The organism is Pseudomonas sp. PIC25 (assembly GCF_002286785.1).
In the GTDB taxonomy this organism is placed as follows: Bacteria; Pseudomonadota; Gammaproteobacteria; order Pseudomonadales; family Pseudomonadaceae; genus Pseudomonas_M.
This window is the reverse complement of record NZ_MUJY01000181.1, coordinates 29,799-43,508: the sequence shown is the minus strand read 5'-3', so window position 1 is coordinate 43,508 and position 13,710 is coordinate 29,799. Positions and strand designations below refer to the sequence as shown.

At 66.0% G+C, this 13,710-nt stretch carries 11 protein-coding genes; 7 read left to right on the top strand and 4 right to left on the bottom strand.

From position 1 onward, the window contains the following. Nucleotides 1-142: 142 nt before the first annotated feature. From nosR to BZL41_RS23945, 6 genes are all read left to right on the top strand, one after another. The gene (gene nosR / locus BZL41_RS23970) at nt 143-2,323 is read left to right on the top strand and encodes a transcriptional regulator NosR (RefSeq protein WP_095601579.1); all 2,181 of its coding nucleotides are present in this window, start codon (nt 143-145) and stop codon (nt 2,321-2,323) included. A gap of 41 nt (nt 2,324-2,364) precedes the next feature. Beyond that, the gene (gene nosZ / locus BZL41_RS23965; protein ID WP_095601578.1) at nt 2,365-4,269 is read left to right on the top strand and encodes a TAT-dependent nitrous-oxide reductase; all 1,905 of its coding nucleotides are present in this window, start codon (nt 2,365-2,367) and stop codon (nt 4,267-4,269) included. Nucleotides 4,270-4,413: 144 nt separating this feature from the next. After that, nucleotides 4,414-5,685: a nitrous oxide reductase family maturation protein NosD gene (locus BZL41_RS23960; RefSeq protein WP_095601577.1), complete on the top strand. Its 1,272-nt coding sequence runs from the start codon at nt 4,414-4,416 to the stop codon at nt 5,683-5,685. Then, nucleotides 5,682-6,593 (top strand): ABC transporter ATP-binding protein, encoded by a 912-nt coding sequence (locus tag BZL41_RS23955; protein WP_095601576.1) that lies wholly within the window; start codon nt 5,682-5,684, stop codon nt 6,591-6,593. The genes BZL41_RS23960 and BZL41_RS23955 overlap by 4 nt, the downstream gene beginning before the upstream one ends. Beyond that, the gene (locus BZL41_RS23950; RefSeq protein WP_095601575.1) at nt 6,590-7,420 is read left to right on the top strand and encodes an ABC transporter permease; all 831 of its coding nucleotides are present in this window, start codon (nt 6,590-6,592) and stop codon (nt 7,418-7,420) included. Before BZL41_RS23955 ends, BZL41_RS23950 begins: the two co-directional genes overlap by 4 nt. 34 nt (nt 7,421-7,454) lie before the next feature. Next, nucleotides 7,455-8,009, top strand: coding sequence for a nitrous oxide reductase accessory protein NosL (locus tag BZL41_RS23945; RefSeq protein ID WP_095601574.1), 555 nt, complete (start codon nt 7,455-7,457; stop codon nt 8,007-8,009). 384 nt (nt 8,010-8,393) lie between these two features. On the opposite strand, the gene BZL41_RS23940 is transcribed toward BZL41_RS23945, so the two are convergent. From BZL41_RS23940 to phhA, 3 genes are all read right to left on the bottom strand, one after another. Then, on the bottom strand, nt 8,394-9,593 hold the full coding sequence (locus BZL41_RS23940) for an amino acid aminotransferase (RefSeq protein WP_095601573.1): 1,200 nt from the start codon (nt 9,591-9,593) through the stop codon (nt 8,394-8,396). Next, entirely contained in the window at nt 9,590-9,946 is a 357-nt protein-coding gene (locus BZL41_RS23935) for a 4a-hydroxytetrahydrobiopterin dehydratase (RefSeq protein ID WP_084339774.1), read from the bottom strand. Before BZL41_RS23935 ends, BZL41_RS23940 begins: the two co-directional genes overlap by 4 nt. 104 nt (nt 9,947-10,050) lie before the next feature. Next, nucleotides 10,051-10,836 carry a phenylalanine 4-monooxygenase gene (phhA, locus tag BZL41_RS23930; RefSeq protein WP_095601572.1) on the bottom strand — a complete coding sequence of 262 codons (786 nt, stop codon included), beginning with the start codon at nt 10,834-10,836 and terminating at the stop codon, nt 10,051-10,053. 246 nt (nt 10,837-11,082) lie between these two features. On the opposite strand from phhA, the gene BZL41_RS23925 reads away from it, so the two are divergent. Next, entirely contained in the window at nt 11,083-12,639 is a 1,557-nt protein-coding gene (locus BZL41_RS23925) for a sigma-54-dependent transcriptional regulator (RefSeq protein ID WP_095601571.1), read from the top strand. Between the two features lie 160 nt (nt 12,640-12,799). Here the strand turns inward: BZL41_RS23925 and BZL41_RS23920 are convergent, their stop codons facing one another. Beyond that, nucleotides 12,800-13,699 (bottom strand): LysR family transcriptional regulator, encoded by a 900-nt coding sequence (locus BZL41_RS23920; protein WP_095601570.1) that lies wholly within the window; start codon nt 13,697-13,699, stop codon nt 12,800-12,802. Between the last annotated feature and the right edge of the window lie 11 nt (nt 13,700-13,710).

The window sequence follows — 13,710 nt, the reverse complement described above, 5'->3', positions numbered from 1 at the left end:
GCGGCTGCTCCCTTGCGATGGCGCTTATTGACTGGGGTCAAGGGAGTGGCAGCGGGGGAGGGCTCCTTGATTTTGGTCAAGGAGAGCGAGCCGAGCGCTCTTTTACCGTGGACCCATCTTGATATCAGTTGCCGTCCACCCCATGTCCCTCTCGCGCCTCCGCACCCTCGACGTTCCGCCCCTCTCGTTCTGGCTTTTGCTGCTGGCCTGCCTCCTGTCCGTTCCGCTGCATGCCGCCGCCAATGACGGCGAGCGCGAGTGGCAGCGCATTCGCACGGTGTTCCCGCAGGCCGAAGCGCTGTCCGAGCCGGCCGGCGACTTCCAGGTGCGTACCGTCACGGCGGGCGGCAAGACGCTCGCCTATGCCTTCCAGACCCGTCAGGTGGTGGACATCCCGGCGTACTCTGGCAAGCCGGTCAATCTGCAGGTGCTGCTTGGCCCCGACGGGGTGATCCGCGACGCCTACGTATTGGAGCACCACGAGCCGATCCTGCTGGTGGGCATTCCCGAGCAGAAGCTCCACGACTTCACCGACAAGTACCGCGGCATCGAGGTGAGTCGGCGGGTGGTGGTCGGGCATTCCAGCGACCCCGAGACCATCACCGTGGATGCCGTCACCGGTGCCACAGTGACCGTGATGGTGGTGAACGAAACGATCATGCGCGCGGCGCACAAGGTGGCGGTCTCGCTGGGGCTGGTCGACGAGGCGGCGGCCCGGAAGCAAAAGCCGGCGCTGATCCGGCGCGACCTGTTCCAGCCAGCGGACTGGACGGCCCTGACCGGCAACGGCGCGATCCGCCGTCTGCACCTGACCCGTGGCCAAGTGGACGAAGCCTTCGTCGGCAGCCCTGCCGAAGGGGTGGAAGCCGCTCCCGCCGACCGCCGCGACGACACGTTCATCGACCTCTACGTGGCCCAGCTCGACGTACCCGGCATCGGCCGCAACCTGCTCGGGGAAAACCAGTACGACTGGCTGACCAGTGAACTGAAGCCCGGCGAGCACGCCATCGTCCTGTTGGGCAACGGCCTGTACTCCTTCAAGGGCTCGGGCTACGTGCGCGGCGGCATCTTCGACCGCATCCAGATGCGCCAGGGCGGCGAGACCATCAGCTTCCGCGATCTCGACTTCCAGCGCCTGGGCGGCCTGCGCATCGAGGGTGCGCCGGATTTCGCCGAGCTGGGGATGTTCATCGTCCGCGACCACCATGAGTTCGATCCGGGCAACGCCTGGGGCCTGGAATTGCTGGTACGCCGCCAGACCGGGCCGACCAGTGGCGAATTCGCCAGCTTCCAACTGGACTACCAGCTTCCCGAGATCTACTTCGAGCGCCCGGCACCCACCGCCGAAGAGCTGGCAGCGGCGGAAGAAGCGGCCCGGCCGATGTGGGTGTCGATCTGGTACGGCCGCGCGTTCCAGATCGGCGTGCTCGGTGTCGGCCTCGGCGTGCTGCTGGTGATCCTGTTCCTCCAGGACTACTTCGTGCGCTTCCCGCGCCTGCTGCACAACCTGCGCCGCGCCTACCTGGTGTTCACCGTCGGCTTCATCGGCTGGTACGCCCTGGGGCAGCTCTCCATCGTCAACGTGCTGACCTTCGTCCATGCACTGATGGAGGGGTTCCGCTGGGAGCTGTTCCTCAGCGACCCGATCCTGTTCATCCTCTGGACCTTCACCGCGGCGAGCATCCTGCTCTGGGGCCGGGGCGTGTTCTGCGGCTGGCTGTGCCCGTTCGGCGCCCTGCAAGAGCTGATCAACGAAGTCGCGCGCAAGCTGAAGATCCGCCAGTTCGAGCTGCCCTTCGCCGTGCACGAGCGGCTGTGGGCGGTGAAGTACCTGATCCTCCTGGCGCTGTTCGGCCTCTCCCTGGAATCCATGGCCACCGCCGAGCGCTTCGCCGAAGTGGAGCCGTTCAAGACCGCCATCACCCTGAAGTTCGACCGTCAGTGGTGGTTCGTGCTGTATGTCGTGATCCTGCTGGTGATCAACGTGTTCACCCGCAAGGTCTACTGCCGCTACATCTGCCCGCTGGGCGCGGCCCTGGCGATCCCCAGCCGCCTGCGCCTGTTCGACTGGCTCAAGCGGCGCAAGGAGTGCGGCACCCCCTGCCAGCTCTGCGCCCATGAATGCGAGATCCAGGCCATCCACCCGGACGGGCGGATCGACGCCAACGAATGCCACCACTGCCTGGACTGCCAGGTCACCTATCACAACGCCAGCAAGTGCCCGCCGCTGATCGCCAAGCGCAAGCGTCGCCAGCGCGACAAGACGGCGCCGGCCGCGGCCATGGAAACCATCGCCGTGGTGCAGCTGGACATCACCGACTGAACCGACACCTCAAACGATGACTGCCAACAGGAGCAAGACCCATGAGTGACAAGAAGACGGAGCGGGACGACGAAAAACTCGGCCTGAGTCGCCGCGGTTTCCTCGGCGCCACCGCCGCCACCGGCCTCACCGCCCTGGCCGGCGCCACTGCCCTCGGCGGCGCGGTGATGAGCCGCGAATCCTGGGCCGCGGCGGTGAAGGACGCGCAGCAGAAGATCCACATCGAGCCCGGTGAACTGGACGAGTACTACGGCTTCTGGAGCGGCGGCCACTCCGGCGAGGTCCGGGTGCTGGGCGTGCCGTCCATGCGCGAGCTGATGCGCATCCCGGTGTTCAACGTCGACTCGGCCACCGGCTGGGGCCTGACCGACGAAAGCCGGCGGGTGCTGGGCGACAGCGCGCGCTTCCTCAACGGCGACAGCCACCACCCGCACATCTCCATGACCGACGGCCGCTACGACGGCAAGTACCTGTTCATCAACGACAAGGCCAACAGCCGCGTCGCACGTATCCGCCTGGACATCATGAAGTGCGACAAGATGGTGACCGTTCCCAACGTCCAGGCCATCCACGGCCTGCGTCTGCAGAAGGTGCCGCGCACGCAGTACGTGTTCTGCAACGGCGAGTTCGTCATCCCGCACCCGAACGATGGCAGCAACCTGAAGAACCTCGACGCCGCCGAACGCTACACGATGTTCAACGCGGTGAACGCGGACACCATGGAAGTGGCCTTCCAGGTCATCGTCGACGGCAACCTGGACAACACCGACGCCGACTACAGCGGCAAGTACGCCGCCGCCACCTGCTACAACTCGGAGAAGGCCACCGACCTGGCCGGGATGATGCGCAACGAGCGCGACTGGGTGGTGGTGTTCAACATTCCGCGCATCGAGGCGGCGATCAAGGCGGGCCGCTTCAAGACCCTCGGCGATTCCAAGGTGCCGGTGGTGGACGGTCGCGAAGGCTCCGAACTGACCCGCTACATCCCGGTGCCGAAGAACCCGCACGGCCTCAACACTTCGCCGGACGGCCGCTTCTTCATCGCCAACGGCAAGCTGTCGCCCACCGTGTCGATGATCGAGATCGCCCGTCTCGACGACCTTTTCGACAACAAGCTGAAGGACCCGCGCGAGGTGGTGATCGCTGAGCCGGAACTCGGCCTCGGCCCGCTGCACACCACCTTCGACAACCGCGGCAACGCCTACACCACGCTGTTCATCGACAGCCAGGTGGTGAAATGGAACCTGGACGATGCCATCCGCGCCTACAAGGGCGAGAAGGTTGCCTATATCCGCCAGAAGCTCGACGTGCAGTACCAGCCGGGCCACAACCACGCGTCGCTCACCGAGTCCCGCGATGCCGACGGCAAGTGGCTGGTGGTGCTCTGCAAGTTCTCCAAGGACCGCTTCCTGCCGGTCGGCCCGCTGCATGCCGAGAACGACCAGCTCATCGACATCTCCGGCGAGGAAATGCGCCTGGTGCATGACGGCCCGACCTTCGCCGAGCCGCACGACTGCATCCTGGCCCACCGCGACCAGATCCGGACGAAGAAGATCTGGAGCCGCGACGACCCGTTCTTCGCCGACACCGTGGCCATGGCCGCCAAGGACGGGGTGAAGCTGGAGACCGACAACAAGGTCATCCGCGACGGCAACAAGGTCCGCGTCTACATGACCTCCACCGCGCCCACCTACGGCATCACCGAGTTCAACGTGAAGCAGGGCGACCAAGTCACCGTGGTGATCACCAACATGGACATGATCGAAGACGTCACCCACGGCTTCTGCATGGTCAACCACGGCGTGAGCATGGAGATCAGCCCGCAGCAGACCTCGTCCATCACCTTCACCGCCGACAAGCCGGGGGTGCACTGGTACTACTGCAACTGGTTCTGCCACGCCCTGCACATGGAAATGGTGGGCCGGATGATCGTCGAGCCGGCTTGATGGGGTAAGGAGCGAGGCGGGATGAGGAGCGACTTTTCCCGCCGCCGCTCGATTGAGCCGCGCGTCTGGCCGATACCGGCGCGCGGCACGTATTCAGCCCCGGACGGGGCATTTACTGGACTTGAGCCGTTGTCGGTACCGACCATGCTGCGCACCTTGATCTTCCTTCCGCTCTGCGCCTGTCTTGGCCAGGCTCTGGCGGATACCCGGCCGCTCGATGAGTTGCCCCTGAAGTCGGTGGGCGACCAGCACTGGGAGCTCCCGGCCGGCGAGTACCACGGCAATTTCCGTATCGACCGTCCGCTGACCCTGCGCTGTGCCGAGGGCGCCATCCTGGACGCCGACGGAACCGGCAGCGCGCTGACCCTCGTCGCGTCGGACGTGGCCGTCCGCGGCTGCACCCTACGCAACTGGGGCCGCGATCTCGGCGCCATGGATTCGGGCATATTCGTCGAACGTCAGGCTGCCAACGCGCATATCGAACACAACCGCCTGAGCGGGCCGGGCTTCGGTGTCTGGGTCGATGCCAGCCGCGGGGCGCTGATCCGCGACAACGACATCGAAGGCGATACCCGCCTGCGCTCCCAGGACCGCGGTAACGGCGTGCATCTCTACGCCGTGAACGGCGCCCAGGTAATCGACAACCGCATCCGGGACGTACGCGACGGCATCTATATCGACACCTCCAACGACAACCTGCTGCAAGGCAACCGCCTGCGCGATCTGCGCTACGGCATCCACTACATGTTCTCCCACAACAACCGCATCGTCGGGAACGCCACCCTGCGCACCCGCACCGGCTACGCGCTGATGCAGAGCCGCCAGCTCACCGTGATCGGCAACCGCTCCGAGCAGGACGGCAACTACGGCATCCTGATGAACTACATCACTTACTCGACAGTGCGCGATAACCAAGTCATCGACGTACGCCCTGGTGGCGACGGCGATGCAATGATCTCCGGCGCCGAAGGCAAGGCCCTGTTCATCTACAACTCGCTGTTCAACCAGATCGAGGGCAACCGCTTCGAGGGCAGCGCCCTGGGCATCCACCTCACCGCCGGCTCCGAGGACAACCGCATCGCCGGCAACGCCTTCGTCAACAACCGCCAGCAGGTCAAGTACGTCGCCACCCGCCGCCAGGAGTGGTCCCACGAGGGACGCGGCAACTACTGGAGCGACTACCTGGGCTGGGACCGCAACGGCGACGGCCTCGGCGACGTCGCCTACGAACCGAACGACAACGTCGACCGCCTGCTCTGGACCTACCCCCAGGTGCGCTTGCTGATGCACAGCCCCGGCATCGAGCTGCTGCGCTGGGTGCAGCGGGCCTTCCCGGTGATCCGCTCGCCGGGCGTCGAAGACAGCCACCCCCTGATGCGTTGGTCGCCGCCGGCGGCCACGGAGGACACCCCATGAATGCCGTGGATATCGAAGGCGTGAGCCAGCGCTTCGGCGCACTCACCGTGCTCGACGACCTCCACCTCCGCCTGGCGCCGGGCGAAGTGCTCGGCCTGTTCGGCCACAACGGCGCCGGCAAGACCACCACCATGAAGCTGATCCTCGGCCTGCTGCGCCCCAGCGAGGGGCGGGTGACGGTGCTCGGTGAGTGTGCCGAGAGCCTGTCGGTCCGCCGCCAGCTCGGCTACCTGCCGGAGAACGTGACCTTCTACCCCCAGCTCAGCGGACGCGAGACGCTGCACCACTTCGCCCGTCTCAAAGGCGCGGACGTACGTCAGGCGGACGCGCTGCTCGATGAGGTGGGGCTCGCCGCGGCGGCGGACCGGCGGGTGAAGACCTACTCCAAGGGCATGCGCCAGCGCCTCGGACTGGCCCAGGCGCTGCTCGGCGCACCGCGCCTGCTGTTGCTCGATGAGCCCACCGTCGGCCTCGACCCGATCGCCACCCAGTCGCTCTACCGGCTGGTGGACCGCCTGCGCGAGCAGGGCAGCAGCATCATCCTCTGCTCCCACGTGCTGCCCGGCGTCGAGGCGCACATCGACCGTGCCGCCATCCTCGCCGGGGGACGCCTGCAGGCCATGGGCACCCTGGCTGCCCTGCGCCTGGAAGCCGGACTGCCAGTACGCATCCGCGCCGCCGGCCTGGACGACCCGCAGCCCTGGTTGCAACGGCTGGTTTCGGCCGGGCACACGGCGCGGCGGATCAACGGCCACAGTCTGGAAATCGACACCCCGGCCGCCGGCAAGCTCGGCCTGCTGCGGCAACTGCTGGAAGAGGGCGGGGCGGCCGACATCGAAGTCCACCAGCCGTCCCTGGAAGATCTCTATCGCCACTTCATGGGCGCGGTACGGAGCGAACACGCATGAACCCGATCTGGACCATCGCCCGCAAGGAACTCCGCGACGGCCTGCGCAATCGCTGGCTGCTCGCTATCAGTCTGCTGTTCGCCGTGCTTGCCGTCGGCATCGCCTGGTTCGGCGCGGCGGCGTCGGGGCAGGTGGGTTTCACCTCGATCCCGGCGACCATCGCCAGCCTCGCCAGCCTGGCCACTTTCCTCATGCCGCTGATCGCGCTGCTGCTGGCCTACGACGCCATCGTCGGCGAGGACGAGGGCGGCACCCTGCTGTTGCTGCTGACCTACCCGCTGGGGCGGGGCCATATCCTGCTCGGCAAGTTCCTCGGTCACGGCCTGATCCTCGGCCTCGCCACCCTGATCGGCTTCGGCGGCGCGGCGCTGGCGATCGGCCTGCTGGTCGATCAGGTGGACGTCGGCCTGCTGGCCTGGGCCTTCGGCCGCTTCATGCTGTCGTCGTTGCTGCTGGGGCTGGTGTTCCTCGCCTTGGCCTACGCGCTCAGTGCCAGGGTGACGGAGAAATCCAGCGCGGCCGGGTTAGCGCTGGGTGTCTGGTTCCTCTTCGTGCTGGTCTTCGACCTGGTGCTGCTGGCGCTGCTGGTGCTCGGCCAGGGCCGCTTCGACCCCGAATGGCTGCCTTGGCTGCTGCTGTTCAACCCGGCCGACCTTTACCGGCTGATCAACCTTTCCGGTTTCGACACCGTCGGTAATGGCATGGGCGTGATGAGCCTGGGCAGCGAGCTGCCGCTGGGCAACACACTCCTGTGGCTGGCCCTGGTGGCCTGGGCCGGTGCGGCGCTGGCGCTGGCCGGGCGGTCGTTCGCCCGCCGCCAGGTATGACCCCGACGAATTCACTGCAAGAAGGATGACCACGATGTTCTCGATACCCACCGGCGGCTGGCGCCACCTCACCGCCATCCTGCTTTGCCTGGGCCTGGCGGCCTGCAACGAACCGGCGACGCAAGCCCCTGCCGGACCCGTGGCGTTCCACCCGGACGACGAATGCCACGTCTGCGGCATGGTCATCAGCGAACTGCCGGGGCCCAAGGGCGAGGCGGTGGAAGCCTCCGGCGCGGTGAAGAAATTCTGCTCGGTGCAGGAGATGTTCGTCTGGTGGCTGCAGCCGGAGAACCGCAACCTGAACGTGACCCTCTATGTGCACGACATGACCCGCAGCGAGTGGAACCGCCCGGACGACAGCCATCTGATCGACGCGAAAAAGGCCTACTACGTGATCGGTTCGGACCTCAAGGGCGCCATGGGTGTCACCTTGGCCTCCTTCGCCGACCGCCTCGCCGCCGAAGGCATGGCCACTGCCCGCGGCGGCCAGGTGTTGCGCTGGGACGAAATCGGCCTGGAACAGTTACAGATGATGCATACCGGGAATGATGAGCACGCTGGGCACAGCGGGCATGGAATGGCGCATTGACCCGTTTCGGGCATGCCGATTTGTAAGGGCGAATGAATTCGCCCTTACGGGTGTTTTCGGCGTTGCGCTTTTGCTTTTGTAGAGCGAGCTTGCTCGCGAACCGGACCCACCAATGTTTCGCCAGCAGAGCTGGCTCCTACGAAAAGCCATCGGTCCTGTCGGACGAATTCATTCGCCCAACCCAGGCGTTGCGATGTGGTGTTTTTGTAGGAGCGAGCTTGCTCGCGAACCGGGCTCGGCAATGCTTCGCCAGCAGAGCTGGCTCCTACGAAAAACCATCGGTCCTGTTGTAGGGGCGAATTCATTCGCCCACCGGCACATCCCAAACCCCAAAAAAAACCGGCCCGAAGGCCGGTGGGGAGCGAGGGGTGTCACGAATCTGTCTCAAGCACCGCAGACCCTGGCAATGGCCTTGGCCAGGTCGTCGATGCGGTTGGTGTCGATGCCGGCGACGTTGGCGCGGCCGCTGCCGACCAGGTAGACGCTGAACTCGTCGCGCAGCCTGATCACCTGATCGGCGGTGAGGCCGGTGTAGGAGAACATGCCGCGCTGCCGGGCGATATGGGCGAAGCGCTGGTGCAGGCCGTGGGGTTCCAGCGCCTGGACCAGGCCCACGCGCAGCTCGGCGACGCGTCGGCGCATGGCGTCCAGTTCGTCCTGCCACAGCGCTTTCAGCTCGGTATCGCCGAGGATGGTGGCGACCACCGCGGCGCCATGGGCAGGCGGGGTGGACCAGAGGTTGCGGGCCAGCGAGGCGAGCTGGCTGCGCACGTCGGTGAGTTTCTCGGCGTCGTGGGCGCAGACGATCAGCGCGCCGGTGCGCTCGCGGTAGAGGCCGAAGTTCTTCGAGCAGGAGCTGGTGACCAGCAATTCCGGCAGGGCCTCGGCGAACAGGCGCACGGCAAAGGCATCTTCCTCCAGACCATCGCCGAAGCCCTGGTAGGCGAAGTCGATCAGCGGCAGCAGTTCGCGCGCCTTGATCACTTCCAGCACCCGGCGCCAGTCGTCCTGGCCGAGGTCGAAGCCGGTGGGGTTGTGGCAGCAGGCGTGCAGCAGCACTACATCGCCGGCCGGGATATGGCTGAGGGCGGCGATCATCGCTTCCACATCGAGACGGTTGTCGCGGCCGACGTAGGGGTAGTGCTTCACCCGCAGGCCGGCTTCGGCGAACAGTGTCTCGTGGATCGGCCAGGTCGGGTCGCTCAGCCAGATCGTCCGGTGCGGCAGGCAGTGGGCGATGAAGTCGCCGGCCAGGCGCAGCGCGCCGGTACCGCCGGGGGTCTGGGTGGCGCCGGCGCGGCCGTCGGCGAGCAGCGGCGAACCGGCGCCGAGTACCAGGGTGGAGAGCAGCGAGCCGAAGACGGTGTCACCGTGGCCGCCGACGTAGGTCTTGGTGGTCTCGCTGTCGATCAGGCGCTGCTCGGCGAGCTTTACCGCGCGCGGAATCGGCGTCAGGCCCTGAGCGTCCTTGTAGACGCCGACGCCGAGGTCGAGCTTGGCCGGGTTCGGGTCGGCGCGGTACGCCTCCATCAGGCCGAGGATCGGGTCGCCCGGCACCCGGGCGACGGCACTGAAATGCTTCACTTGCGGCCCTCGGCGGTCTTGGCCACTTCATCGGTGCGGGCGGCCATGATGAAGTCGTTGCGGTGCAGGCCCTTGATCGAGTGGCTCCACCAGGTCACGGTGACCTTGCCCCACTCGGTGAGCAGGCCGGGGTGATGGCCCTCGGCCTCGGCGATCTCGCCGACCGCGTTGGTGAAGGCCAGCGCATGCTTGAAGTTCTTGAACAGGAAGACTTTTTCCAACTGCATGATTCCGTCGCGGACCTCGATGTTCCAGTCGGGAATCAGGCGGATCAGCTCGGCCAGTTCGTCGTCGGAGACTTTCGGCGCGTCGGCTCGGCAGGCTTCGCAATGGGCTTGGGAGAGTGCGGTCATGGTGGGTTCCTTCAATGAATCGGTGCGAACGGGGTCAAGCGTAGTCCGTACGCAGGCCGGGTCGCGTCGTCCGGCCCGGCCTGCGCGCTACGCAGTGATGTGCGTCAGGCCGCCTTGGGCGGGAATTTCGGCGCGTGCAGGCCGAGGGCCATGGCCTGGTGGACCAGTGCCATGATGTCCTCGTGGGCCAGGTCGAACAGGCGCTTGAGGTCCGGCAGCACGAAGTACAGCGGTTGCAGGATGTCGATGCGGTACGGAGTGCGCATCGCCTCCAGCGGGTCGAACGGCTGGTGCTCGGGTTCATTCGACAGGCAATAGACGGTTTCCTTCGGCGAGGAAAGGATGCCGCCGCCGTAGATGCGACGACCGGCCGGGGTGTCGACCAGGCCGAACTCGATGGTCATCCAGTACAGACGGGCGAGGAAGACGCGTTCTTCCTTGCTCGCCTTCAGGCCGAGCTTGCCGTAGGTGTGGGTGAATTCGGCGAACCAGGGGTTGGTCAGCAGCGGGCAGTGGCCGAAGATTTCGTGGAAGATGTCCGGCTCTTGCAGGTAGTCCAGTTCTTCCGGGGTGCGGATGAAGGTGGCCACCGGGAATTGCTGGCTGGCCAGCAGTTCGAAGAAGGTTTGGAACGGGATCAGTGCCGGTACCCGCGCCACGCGCCAGCCGGTGGCGCCCTGGAGTACGCGGTTGATCTCGTCGAGCTGGGGAATGCGGTCATGCGGCAGGCCGAGCTGCTCGATGCCGTCCAGGTATTCCTGGCAGGCGCGACCCTCGATCACCTTCAACTGGCGGGTGATCAGTGTGTTCCAGACGGCATGCTCGGCTTCGGGGTAATGAATGAAACCATGCTCGTCCGGCTGACGGGCCACGTACTGCGTGGTTTTCATAGGCGCCTCCTGAGGGCGGGCTTTGTTGTTGTGTTGACTCCATGAAAAACACGAAAGCCAACCGGGAACAGCCCTGCTCACAAGGTCTGCTGCGCTGTTTTCCAGAAATATCGTAAAGAAAAACTTACGATACTCTCGAATTGGCTTGGTTTGGCCTTGCTGGTACGTCGATCTGTCACATATTCTTGACGGAAAATTAAGGCCGACATACGAAAAAAGGCCGTAACCAACAGACCGTGGTCCTTTATGCGCATCAAAGTCCATTGCCAGAACCGTGTCGGCATCCTCCGCGACATTCTCAACCTGCTGGTCGATTACGGCATCAACGTGGCGCGTGGCGAGGTCGGCGGCGAGCAGGGCAACGCCATCTACCTGCATTGCCCGAACCTGATCAATCTCCAGTTCCAGGCCCTGCGCCCGAAGCTGGAAGCCATCCACGGCGTGTTCGGCGTCAAGCGCGTCGGGCTGATGCCCAGCGAGCGCCGTCACCTGGAGCTGAACGCGCTGCTCGGCGCGTTGGACTTCCCCGTGCTGTCCATCGACATGGGCGGCTCCATCGTCGCCGCCAACCGGGCGGCGGCCCAGCTACTCGGCGTGCGCGTCGACGAGGTGCCGGGCATTCCGCTGTCGCGCTACACCGAGGACTTCGACCTGCCCGAGCTGGTGCGCGCCAACAAGGCGCGGATCAACGGATTGCGGGTGAAGGTGAAGGGCGACATCTTCCTCGCCGACATCGCCCCGTTGCAGACCGAGCACGACGAGAGCGATGCCCTGGCCGGCGCGGTGCTCACCCTGCACCGGGCAGACCGGGTCGGCGAGCGCATCTACAACGTGCGCAAACAGGAGCTGCGCGGCTTCGACAGCATCTTCCAAAGTTCCAAGGTGATGGCCGCGGTGGTCCGCGAGGCGCGACGCATGGCACCGCTGGACGCGCCACTGCTGATCGAAGGCGAGACCGGCACCGGCAAGGAATTGCTGGCCCGTGCCTGCCACCTGGCCAGCCCGCGCGGGCAGTCGCCGTTCATGGCACTGAATTGCGCCGGCCTGCCGGAATCCATGGCTGAGACCGAACTGTTCGGCTACGGCCCCGGCGCCTTCGAAGGGGCGCGCCCGGAGGGCAAGCTCGGCCTGCTCGAACTGACCGCGGGCGGCACGCTGTTCCTCGACGGCGTCGGCGAAATGAGCCCGCGCCTCCAGGCCAAGCTGCTGCGCTTTCTGCAGGATGGCTGTTTCCGCCGGGTCGGCAGCGACGAGGAGGTCTACCTCGACGTGCGGGTGATCTGCGCCACCCAGCAGGACCTCTCCGAACTCTGTGCCCGTGGCGAATTCCGCCAGGACCTCTACCACCGCCTCAACGTGCTCAGCCTGCACATTCCGCCCCTGCGCGAATGCCTCGACGGACTGGCGCCGCTGGTGGAGCACTTCCTCGACCAGGCCAGCCGGCAGATCGGCTGTTCGCTACCGAAGCTGGCACCGCAGGCGTTCGAGCGGCTCAGTCACTACCACTGGCCGGGCAACGTGCGGCAACTGGAGAACGTGCTGTTCCAGGCGGTCTCGTTGTGCGAGGGCGGCACGGTGAAGCCCGAGCACATCCGCCTGCCGGACTACGGCGCGCCGCAGCCGCTGGGCGAGTTCTCCACCGAGGGCAGCCTGGACGACATTCTTGGCCGCTTCGAGAAGGCCGTGCTGGAGCGCCTCTACGCCGAACACCCGAGCAGCCGCCAACTGGGCAAGCGGCTGGGCGTGTCGCACACCACCATCGCCAACAAGCTGCGCCAGCATGGGCTTGGCGGGAAGGAATAGCTCCTTCTCTACGACCTTGGTGCAATGGCCGTATCCTGGCTCGCTGGGTAAAAAGGGGCCGTCCGAATCTGCGTGATCTGGACGCAAGCGTTACTGGACATTCCGTTTCCCGGAATGGATTGGGCGGGCGGCCTCATGGGTCGCCCTCTTTTTTGCCCGCTCAACGCGCCGGATCGGGCTCCTGTCGCAGGGTGGCGATCAGCGCGCGGATGCTCCCCGGCAACGCCTCCAGTTCGCGAACCAGGATGCTGCGTTCGCGCACCGCCCAAAGCTCGTCCAGTTTTACCACCGCCAGGCGCATGGTCCGGCTGTGCCGGCGTGCCGCCGACTCCGGGATGATGCCGATGCCCACGCCGGCCTCGATCATCCGGCACACCGCCTCGAAACTCGACACCTGGATGCGCAGCGACAACTGCTCGCCCAAGTGCTCCACCCGTTCGCGCAGAAAGCTCAGCAGGGTGCTGCCTTCGTGCAGGCCGATGTGCTGGAAGGCAAGGGTGTCGTGCAATTTCACCTGTTCGCGGGTGGCCAGTTCATGGTCGACGGGCACCGCCAGCACCAGCCGGTCGGTGCTGAAGTGCAGCACTTGCAGGCCGGGCGCCTGTACCGGCCCGGCGATGATGCCGAGGTCGGTGGAGCCATCCAGCACGCCGCGCACGATGTCGCGCGACAGTCTCTCCTGCAGGTCCACCGTGACGCCGGGGCGGTCGGCGAGGAAGCCGGCGAGGACCTCGGGGAGGAATTCGGTGACCGCCGTGGTGTTGGCGAAGATGCGAATGTGCCCGGCCGCTTCGGCCCCGTACTCGGTGAACTCGCTCTTCAGGTAATCCACCTGGCGCATGATCAGCCGGGCGTGCTGCAGCAGCCGCTGGCCGGCCGGGGTCAGCTCGACGCCGCGATTGTCGCGGTACAGCAGGCGCGAACCGAGCTGGCCTTCGAGGGCCTTGATCCGCGCGCTGGCGGCGGCTGGGGAGAGAAAGGCGCGGCGGGCGCCCTGGGTCAGGCTCGGCGCCTCGGCAATGTGGATGAACAGGCGCAGGTCGGCCAGATCGAAGTGCATGGTGAGCCTCT

Coding starts and splice junctions, on each gene's coding strand:
- BZL41_RS23935 (WP_084339774.1), bottom strand. CDS start 9,946: ATGACCGCACTCTCCCAAGCCCATTGCGAAGCCTGCCGAGCCGACGCG.
- nosR (WP_095601579.1), top strand. CDS start 143: ATGTCCCTCTCGCGCCTCCGCACCCTCGACGTTCCGCCCCTCTCGTTC.
- BZL41_RS23945 (WP_095601574.1), top strand. CDS start 7,455: ATGTTCTCGATACCCACCGGCGGCTGGCGCCACCTCACCGCCATCCTG.
- BZL41_RS23960 (WP_095601577.1), top strand. CDS start 4,414: ATGCTGCGCACCTTGATCTTCCTTCCGCTCTGCGCCTGTCTTGGCCAG.
- BZL41_RS23950 (WP_095601575.1), top strand. CDS start 6,590: ATGAACCCGATCTGGACCATCGCCCGCAAGGAACTCCGCGACGGCCTG.
- nosZ (WP_095601578.1), top strand. CDS start 2,365: ATGAGTGACAAGAAGACGGAGCGGGACGACGAAAAACTCGGCCTGAGT.
- phhA (WP_095601572.1), bottom strand. CDS start 10,836: ATGAAAACCACGCAGTACGTGGCCCGTCAGCCGGACGAGCATGGTTTC.
- BZL41_RS23925 (WP_095601571.1), top strand. CDS start 11,083: ATGCGCATCAAAGTCCATTGCCAGAACCGTGTCGGCATCCTCCGCGAC.
- BZL41_RS23955 (WP_095601576.1), top strand. CDS start 5,682: ATGAATGCCGTGGATATCGAAGGCGTGAGCCAGCGCTTCGGCGCACTC.
- BZL41_RS23920 (WP_095601570.1), bottom strand. CDS start 13,699: ATGCACTTCGATCTGGCCGACCTGCGCCTGTTCATCCACATTGCCGAG.